General features: G+C 41.0%; 7 protein-coding genes and 1 tRNA gene. 4 read left to right on the top strand and 4 right to left on the bottom strand.

Going from position 1 to position 9,255, the window contains the following annotated elements; genetic code table 11:
- The first annotated feature begins 113 nt into the window (after positions 1-113).
- From V7K67_RS22725 to V7K67_RS22715, 3 genes are all read left to right on the top strand, one after another.
- The gene (locus tag V7K67_RS22725) at positions 114-281 is read left to right on the top strand and encodes a tyrosine-type recombinase/integrase (protein ID WP_442943901.1); all 168 of its coding nucleotides are present in this window, start codon (positions 114-116) and stop codon (positions 279-281) included.
- Between the two features lie 264 nt (positions 282-545).
- Positions 546-2,339, top strand: a complete 1,794-nt coding sequence (locus V7K67_RS22720) for an ABC transporter ATP-binding protein (RefSeq protein WP_335168521.1) — start codon at positions 546-548, stop codon at positions 2,337-2,339.
- Positions 2,340-2,524: 185 nt separating this feature from the next.
- On the top strand, positions 2,525-3,142 hold the full coding sequence (locus tag V7K67_RS22715) for a Uma2 family endonuclease (RefSeq protein WP_334729022.1): 618 nt from the start codon (positions 2,525-2,527) through the stop codon (positions 3,140-3,142).
- A 48-nt stretch (positions 3,143-3,190) separates the two neighbouring features.
- On the opposite strand, the gene V7K67_RS22710 is transcribed toward V7K67_RS22715, so the two are convergent.
- On the bottom strand, positions 3,191-4,381 hold the full coding sequence (locus tag V7K67_RS22710; RefSeq protein ID WP_334729021.1) for a cysteine desulfurase family protein: 1,191 nt from the start codon (positions 4,379-4,381) through the stop codon (positions 3,191-3,193).
- Positions 4,382-4,599: 218 nt separating this feature from the next.
- Between V7K67_RS22710 and V7K67_RS22705 the strand changes: the two genes are divergently transcribed.
- Complete coding sequence (locus tag V7K67_RS22705) at positions 4,600-6,252, top strand: phospholipase D-like domain-containing protein (RefSeq protein ID WP_334729020.1); 1,653 nt, start codon at positions 4,600-4,602, stop codon at positions 6,250-6,252.
- Between the two features lie 93 nt (positions 6,253-6,345).
- On the opposite strand, the gene V7K67_RS22700 is transcribed toward V7K67_RS22705, so the two are convergent.
- From V7K67_RS22700 to V7K67_RS22690, 3 genes are all read right to left on the bottom strand, one after another.
- Entirely contained in the window at positions 6,346-7,422 is a 1,077-nt protein-coding gene (locus tag V7K67_RS22700) for a glycosyltransferase family 4 protein (RefSeq protein ID WP_335168518.1), read from the bottom strand.
- Between the two features lie 846 nt (positions 7,423-8,268).
- A tRNA-Cys gene (locus tag V7K67_RS22695) sits at positions 8,269-8,339 on the bottom strand.
- Between the two features lie 242 nt (positions 8,340-8,581).
- The gene (locus V7K67_RS22690) at positions 8,582-9,172 is read right to left on the bottom strand and encodes a chromophore lyase CpcT/CpeT (protein ID WP_334729018.1); all 591 of its coding nucleotides are present in this window, start codon (positions 9,170-9,172) and stop codon (positions 8,582-8,584) included.
- Positions 9,173-9,255: the final 83 nt, after the last annotated feature.

Below are 9,255 nucleotides of genomic sequence, written 5' to 3'. Positions count from 1 at the left end.
ATGCTTTTTTTCTGCTGATAACTATAAACAAAATTAATTATTCGTTTGTTCGCGTAAGATAAACGCGAACAATTTATTTTTGTCCAAAGTCCAACAAGCTGGTATTCAAAAAAGTGGGTTGTCATACGTTTCGCCACAGTTTTGCTACCCATTTATTACAAAACGGCTACGACATCCGCACAGTGCAGGAATTACTCGGACACAAGGATGTAAAAACCACGATGATTTACACCCATGTACTTAATAGGGGTGGTAAAGCTGTTCGTAGTCCGCTTGATTAGAACTACTGGCATATATAATATATTTTGCATGAATTTTGAACACCTAAAATGGTACAAAGTTAACACCCTAGTGCGTTAGCCTACGGCATAACACACCCTACAAAACTAGTTTTTAGGTTTCAACTTCGGGGTTTTCAGCGAACATTCTTAGAAAAATGTAAAATTAATAAAGATTTAATAGAGTCAGGAAGATCCGCCCAAGCTGGGGTATCTCGCGCAAAGAAAGATGAAAATTAAAAAAAAAGAAATATCCTACGCCAATCAGTGACGGTTTTCCGTTACAGTGGACGGGCTGTAAACCTAGTATGGACTACTAGCCGATCACTTACTATTCTGCTGGCTAGTTTAACTTTAGTGGGTGGTCTTTTGCCGGCGGCGATATCCTACCTCGGTAAGTTGATTGTTGATGCAGTGGTATTTGCATCTCAAGTTAATTCACAGAGCAATGGTTTTGTGAATATTTCTCAGCCTTTGTTGTATGTAGGATTAGAAGCGATCGCTGTAATTTCACTAGCAGGCAGTCAGCGGGGAATCATCATTTGTCAATCGTTATTGCGGGCGCTAATGGGTCAGCGGGTCAATGTCCTCATCTTAGAAAAGGCGCTGACACTGGATCTTAGGCAGTTTGAAGACTCAGAATTTTATGACAAATTGACCAATGCCCGACGAGAAGCATCAGTTCGTCCTCTTTCTTTAGTAAACCGCACCTTTGGGTTAGTGCAAAATGCCCTTTCCCTGATTACCTACGGGATTTTGCTAGTAAATTTCTCAGGTTGGGCGGTAGTGGTGCTGATTTTGGCAGCTATGCCTGTATTTATTGCCGAAACAAAGTTTGCTGGAGAAGCCTTTCGCTTGTTTAGTTGGCGTGCATCAGAAACTCGTCAACAGCATTACTTAGAAAATCTGCTAGCAAGAGAAGATTTTGTCACAGAAATCAAACTCTACCAGTTGGGAGAGATGTTGTTGGGGCGTTACCGCAACCTGTTCGATCAACTCTATGGCGAAGACCGTGATTTGACTCTGCGGCGAGGATTGTGGGGATATCTTCTGAGTTTAGTCAGTACTGGTGCTTTTTACCTAGCTTATGCTTGGATTGTGCTGGAAACAGTGCTAGGTAAGATTTCTTTGGGAGATATGACCATGTATCTTACCGTTTTTCGCCAAGGACAATCTACTTTCTCCAATGCCCTCACTTCTATTGGCGGGATGTATGAGGACAACCTCTATCTATCAAATCTCTACGATTTCTTGGAAGAAGAAGTACCAAAGTCTTGGGGGAAGGCAATCATTGGTTTAAATCCCCAAGATGGTATCCGTTTTGAGAACGTATCCTTTACTTATCCAGGAAGTTCCAAAGCAGCCTTGAGAAACATTTCGCTGCATCTGAAACCCAGAGAGAAACTGGCTATTGTCGGTGAAAACGGTTCTGGTAAGACTACCTTAATCAAACTACTTACCCGACTCTACACCCCTGACTCCGGACGAATTTTGTTAGATGGCTTGGACTTGCAGGAATGGGATGTGGATGTGTTGCGGCGTCGCGTTGGTGTGATTTTTCAGAACTTTGTCCGCTACCAGTTCACTGTGGGGGAAAATATTGGCGTGGGCGATGTAGAACATCTCGACAATAAAACCCTGTGGCAAACTGCTGCCCAAAAAGGTATGTCCCAATCTTTTATTGACCAATTACCCCAAAGCTTTCAGACTCAACTTGGTCGTTGGTTTAAGGGAGGACAGGAACTTTCGGGGGGACAGTGGCAGAAAATTGCACTGTCTCGTGCGTTTATGCGATCGCAAGCAGATATCTTGGTTTTAGATGAACCAACATCAGCAATAGATGCCCAAGCTGAGTTTGAGATTTTCAATCATTTTCGCGCTATTACTCAAAATCAGATGGTACTTTTGATTTCCCATCGCTTCTCAACGGTACGAATGGCTGACAAAATCCTAGTTATAGAAAACGGCGAAGTTATAGAACAGGGAACTCACGAAGAATTGTTACAGCTAGGAGGACGTTATGCCAAGTTGTTTCTCTTACAAGCAGCCGGTTATCAATAAGAAAAAAAGTTAAAAGACTTTGTGAATTGAGATAGCGATGCCCAGGTTGGGCTGCGCCTACGCTCACTTTGTACAAAGCACATAGCACCTCTATCTAACCACGTTAAACTGTTTGGTAAACATGAGTGAAATCTCTTTAGTCCCTAGACCTTCCGTATCGTTAAACATTGTTACCTGATAAAACTATGCAAATAACACAACAGCGATACTATACCCCAGAGGAATATTTAGAGCTAGAAGAAGCTGCTGAGTATAAAAGCGAATACATTGACGGGCAAATAATTCCTATGGCAGGTGGAACAATAAATCACAATCAAATAGCACTCAACTTAAGTACTGAGTTGAATTTTGCTTTTAAAAAGCAGAACTACCGAGTTTTCATGGGTGATGTTCGTCTGTGGATAACCCAAAAGCGTACCTATACCTATCCAGATGTGATGATTCTGGCAGGTGAGCCAGAGTTTTTTAACAACCGAAAGGATATAATTCTGAACCCACAGATTATTGTTGAGGTTTTATCAAAATCTACCAAAGGGTACGATCGCGAAGATAAATTTCAGGCTTACCGAACTATTTCTACCTTTCAAGAATATCTATTAATTGACCAAACTCGGATTCATGTAGAGCAATTTTCTAAAACCGGGAAAAAGCAATGGGCGCTTCGTGAATATGATGAAGAAGATGAAGCGATCGCACTTGTAACCGTACCATTTGAGATTTCTCTACAAGATTTATACAACAAAGTTAAGTTTGAGCTTGTTGAGTCGGAAGGGGAAAGTGATGATGTTGAAGGATTGGGGTAAAGGGAGCGGGTTGATGGAGTTGAGCAATTGTTCCTTATCACATTTAATTTAACGCTTAACTAAAGATAAATCCGGTGTCAGCCTTTGCAAAACTTGCTTCAATACCATTACTGTCCAATCTATATCAGCTTCAGTGGTATCACGTCCTAATGTGATGCGAATTCCCCCCAATGCGGCTTTTTCGGAATAACCCATCGCTAAAAGTATCGGGCTAGGGCTAAGTTTACCACTGTGACAGGCAGCACCAGCACTGATGCCGATACCAGCAAGGTTTAGCTGTCGTACCAAGGTTTTACCGCTGAGTTTTTTCCCATCGGCGTTTTCTAAGCACATACTTACATGATGAGGTAAACGATCGCAGCTATCCCCTGTAGGAATTAAACCAGGAATCTCAGCTAATTGGGCAAAGGCGCGATCGCGTAACTTAATCAATCGTGGTATTTCTGTAGCCAATTCTTGCGCTGCTAATTCTGCTGCTACACCAAATCCGGCAATTATCGGTACTGCTTGCGTACCAGAACGCAGTCCCATTTCTTGTCCACCACCAGCTATTAAAGGCATCAATTCCACACCAGGACGCACATACAACGCTCCTGCACCTTGGGGGCCATATATTTTATGACTAGAAAGGCTAAGTAAGTCTACTGGGAGTTGTTGCACATCTATGGGTAAACGTCCTGCAGCTTGCACCGCATCTGTATGGAACAAAGCACCATGCGATGGCTCCGCCCGCCGCAGGCATCGCACAATTTTACCTAGTTCTGCGATCGGTTGGACAGTCCCAACTTCACTTTGACCGTAAATTATAGAAACTAAAACTGTATTGTGTCGCAACGCCGCCTTTAAATCCAAGGGATTAACTCTGCCTTTCACATCTACAAACAAGCGCGTAACTTCCCAACCCCACATTTCTAGCAACCTTACTGTCTCAGAAATTGCGGAATGCTCAACGCTAGAGATAATTAGATGTTGAGGAACAGCATACAACCGAGCCACACCCATAATCGCCAAATTATCTGCCTCTGTACCACCAGAGGTAAAAACGATGGATTCAGGACTAGCGGCGTTAATTAAACCAGCAACTTGGACTCTGGCTTGTTCTACAACCATTGCCGCCCGTTGTCCCCACTCATGTAAGCTGGAGGGATTGCCCCACTGTTGAGTGAGGATTGTTTGCATAACTGCGATCGCTTCTTTTCTAGTGGGTGTAGTGGCGCTGTAATCTAAATAAATTTGCATATAACCGAATAATGGTGAGAACACAGGTTAGTAGTAGACTGCTGTTCTTGTCAGCATATACAGTTTTAGTGGACAAATCCTGAAAAAATCTCTGTAATTCTGCCTCTAGCGGTGGATTTTTCCCAATACTAGGAAAGCTATTTCTCTACTTCATTCAGAAAGCAAAATTTTGGGAATGATAAATATGTCCACTCCCAATCCACTTTTAACAGATTACAGTGCAACTTATTTCTAGACAAAGATATTTTTTATATATCTTTTTACTGATATTCTCCCTCGCTGGTTGTCAACGAGTCCAGTCTTCTAATCAGCGTCCAGCACCCTTACCACAAGACCCGCTAGTTCAAGTTTACTTTAACCATTCTGAGTCTTCAGAATATCAAGAAAGTTACCGTCAGCAAACTCGCCTTGGGGATGATTTAGAAAAACAGATTGCCGATGCTATTACGCACGCTAAATCTACAGTAGATGTGGCGGTACAAGAATTACGTTTACCCAAAGTTGCCCAAGCACTGGTCGATAGACAAAAAGCTGGGGTAAAAGTCAGGATAATTTTAGAAAATACCTATAGCCGACCCTGGAGTAGCTTAACATCTACTGAAGTAGATAAGTTAGATAAAAGAGAACGGGAACGCTATAATGAATCCCGCAAATTTATCGATATTAACCAAGATAATCAACTTAGCCCAGTAGAAATCAATCAAAGAGATGCTTTGATGATTTTACAGAATGCCAAAATTCCCTGGTTAGACGATCGAGCAGATGGTTCAGCAGGTAGCAGTTTGATGCATCACAAGTTTGTGATTGTGGACAATCGCCTTGTAATTATCACTTCAGCCAATTTTACATTAAGTGACACTTCTGGGGATTTTACAAATTCCAGCAGTTTAGGCAATGCTAATAATTTATTGCAGATTGACAGTCCAGAATTAGCATCTTTATTTACAGAAGAGTTTAATATTATGTGGGGAGACGGGCCCGGAGGTCAACCAGATAGTCGATTTGGTTTAAAAAAGCCAATGCGTTTACCTAAACAAATAACTTTAGGTAACACCAAAATTACTGTGCAATTTTCGCCTACTTCTCCAACTCAACCTTGGATTGACAGTAGTAATGGTTTAATTGGCAAAACTTTAGATTCAGCAACCCAATCTATTGATATGGCGTTATTTGTTCTTTCCGAACAGCGTCTTGCCAATATTTTAGAAAAACGTCATCAACAAAGTGTGAAAATTCGAGCTTTAATTGAACCACAATTCGCCTACCGTCCTTATAGTGAAGCATTAGATATGATGGGGGTTGCTCTCAGTAACAAATGTAAATATGAAGTTGACAATCATCCTTGGTCAAATCCAATTACTACCGTGGGCGTACCTGTATTAGCCAAAGGTGATTTATTGCATCACAAATTTGGTGTTCTTGATAGTCAAACAGTAATTACAGGTTCTCATAATTGGTCTGATGCTGCTAATAATGGTAATGATGAAACCCTTGTAGTGATTGAAAATCCGATAGTTGCTGCCCATTATGTGCAGGAGTTTGCGCGTCTTTATAGCAAAATTAAACCCGGATTGCCAACAGCAATTCAAGAAAAAATTAAATTAGAACAAACACGTTGTCCGCAAATAAAAACTTCTTCATCAACTAAGTTACAAACAATTCAAAAAGTAAATATAAACACCGCAATCTTAGAAGAATTAGCAACTCTCCCTGGCATAGCTAAAAAGTTAGCACAGCGAATAATTATTAGTCGTCAACAGCAAAATTTTACATCTTTACAAGACTTAGAAAGAGTTCCAGGAGTGAGTGCTAAGATGTTGGGAAAATGGAGCGTAGGCGTAGCCCGTCGTAGACATAGCATCACCTGGTAGGGTAGCACAGCATTTTTATTAGCCCACGGAGGTGGGCTTTGTTTGTGTAGCTGCGAATTCTATTCGCTAGGGCTGTAAAATTACACCAATGCGCTAGCTAGCTAAATCAACCAAACTGCGGAAATGCCCATTCTGAGAAAACCGTTCTGCTATGATTTGTTTATAAACTGTTTCATAGCCATCAGTCATGTGCCCAACGCTGAAAAGGTTTTCGACATACTGACGACAGGCATAGCGGTCTAACTCTATGGTGCGATCGATGGCACTGATGCACTCTTGAATATTATTGCAAAGGAAACCCGTCTTGCCGTGAGAAATTACCTCTTCAGTAGACCCCAATTTCATTGCAATCACTGGCGTACCCGAAGCCATTGACTCAATCATTACCAATCCAAAGGGTTCTCGCCAGGTAATCGGGAACAGAGTTGCGAATGCACCACCCATGAGGGCATTTTTTTGAACATGGTTGGCTTCACCCAGATATTCAATTTGCTCCCCATCAATGTGCGGTTTGATTTCCTTCTCAAAGTATTCCACATCAACGACATCTATCTTACCTGCCATTTTTAAATGCCAACCGGCAAGTTTGGTAATTTCTATAGCTAAATGCGCTCCCTTTTCAGGAGACATCCGACCCAAAAACGCCAGGTAGGGGGGATCTTGTGGTTGGGAGTGAAACTCATAACTGCTGACATCAATCCCGTTATAAACCGTCGCTATCGAGTTCAACCCTAACCTTGGTTCTCGTTGTGAATTGGAAATATTGACGTAGGGTTGTTTTTTTCCAAAACTAAACATCTTTTCGTTATCAGGGGTAAAAATACCGTGCAACGTATGAACTGTAGGGGTTTTGACAAGATTTGCGTAAGCTAGTGCCCCATGTCCGATATGGGAGTGAATAATATCAAATTCTTCTGCGCGTTCGTACACCGAAGCGAGATTCAGCATCTCGTAAATGCCGTAATCTTTGATAGTAGGATCGAGTCTGAGGGCACGGGGATGAACAGATGTTAGTTTTGCCAGACTAATAGAATCTCCCGATGCAAATAGAGTTACTTCGTGTCCGCGTCGGACTAATTCATCGGTCAATAATCCGACTACTAATTCTATGCCACCATAAGCTGGAGGCGGAACTCTCTCCCACAATGGAGCTACTTGAGCAATTCTCATCACAAACCTCCTAAAAAATAAAACTTGAATTAGAAGTTTTTTATTTCTGTTGCTTTAGTACTTGTAATTGATTCACTTTGGCATCAGATACTAAACTTATTAACAATTTCCTTCAAATCTTACGCTCTTATTTCTATATTTTTGTCTATCCTAGTACGGAAATTACCCACTCCTAAAGAGGTAACTGTATTTTGATTTATTAACTTTTGTGTGATTTTATACAATTTTAAGTAGATATTTTTGATCAATAAAAACTTGATAGAATCGCCAAAAGCCGCCTTTCAATAGTTATATTGAGCAAAAAAGCTCTATTTATGCCTGTCAATTATCTGATTTTTAAATATTAATTAAAGAATAAAGTATGTAGACCTCATTGGGCAGCTTTCCGTACTCTAAAGGATAATCTGTAGCCGCCCAATGAGTAGATTTTCATAAATATATATGACATTTTGAAATCTTCGTGAATTTTCATTAGGAAATAAGATGCGTTTCCCTGCTCTATTTTCTCGAATGTCTGCAACCTTTTGTCTAATTGCAAGGGTTAAGGAGAAAAATAATTGGTGCAAATCTGATTGAATACCTGGGGCAAGTAGAAGATTTCCGAACTCTAGACGGTCGAAGACATCGACTGCGGTTACATTGATATTAACCTACTAATACTTTCCTTTTCCTCCATCCATATAAGTTACATTTTGTCAAAACAAAGTAGTTGTGCTAAAGCTTTGCTAAATTTATGGTGGGTTGAAAGGTAAGGAGAGGTCTGCCATTGTGATGGTGTATCTATTTGTAGTTGTGACACACAATCTGTTAACAGTGACAAATAATTAGTTAATGTACAAATCCATAAGGCGGCAGGCAGACTCGAACTGCCGGTGGAGGTTTTGCAGACCTCTGCCTTACCACTTGGCTATGCCGCCACAGCAAGATTCCCTGAACTACTTTAATGTTTCTAAAATGTCTTAGTAGCCATTCAGTAGCCATAGGATGCTAGTCTAACCATGATAGCATAGGATTCTAAGGTAGAGATAGTGGGTTAACTGGATGTTTCTGGTAGTCTTTAAGCGATCGCTAGAAAATTCTGATAGCAAGTTGACTATACACAAACAACTCTTAGCAGATTAAAGAGAGTTTTGAGTTATAAGTTTTCACTCTCCACCTGTTACACCTTTACTTCATCAGCAAAACTACCCCAGCGGACAAAGTGAAATGGGCCGGCGATAGAACCCCAAAGGCGTTCATCGGTGTCTAAATCTCTTCCTCGGTCGAGGCTGAAAAATTCTTTAGCGTCAATCTCAAATTCGTTATCCAAATAAGTATTTTTGCCGTCACGTACAACTATGCAGGCTTTACCAGGTTCAACTCTGCCTTTGAAGCTCTTACCTGTCCACTCTACAATCATGTTGCAACCTGACATTTTTTCCAGTTGGTCAATAGACAATTCTTTGAGGCGTTCGGGTTCACGAGATGCACCGTAAAATTTTTGTTCTTCTTTAACAGTGTAGTGTTCAATAGCAATGTGGTTTTCTGCTGGAATCAACTTCATTACCCGCATCCGGTAGGGTTGATTGAGCATAAAATCATAAGCTTGTTCGAGAAACAAACTTACCCCTGAGAACAATTCTAAGGGAAGGGGACGAATACAGACGCGAATATGGGCATAAAAAGGCGGATTTTCAAAAGCTTGTTCTTGATTGCTAAAGTCAGCTGCCATCCAGCGGGCTAAGGTGGCGATATCAGTAGAATGAGTCATTACAAAACGATCGACTAGTTGCTTAAAAATTATCTAGGATCATTTTGACACTTTCTAGACTCAAAAATCCTGGTTGCGATACC

The organism is Nostoc sp., from assembly GCF_036917155.1.
Taxonomy (GTDB): Bacteria; Cyanobacteriota; Cyanobacteriia; order Cyanobacteriales; family Nostocaceae; genus Nostoc.
The sequence above is the reverse complement of the archived record's forward strand: the minus strand, read 5'-3'. Positions and strand labels throughout refer to the sequence as shown.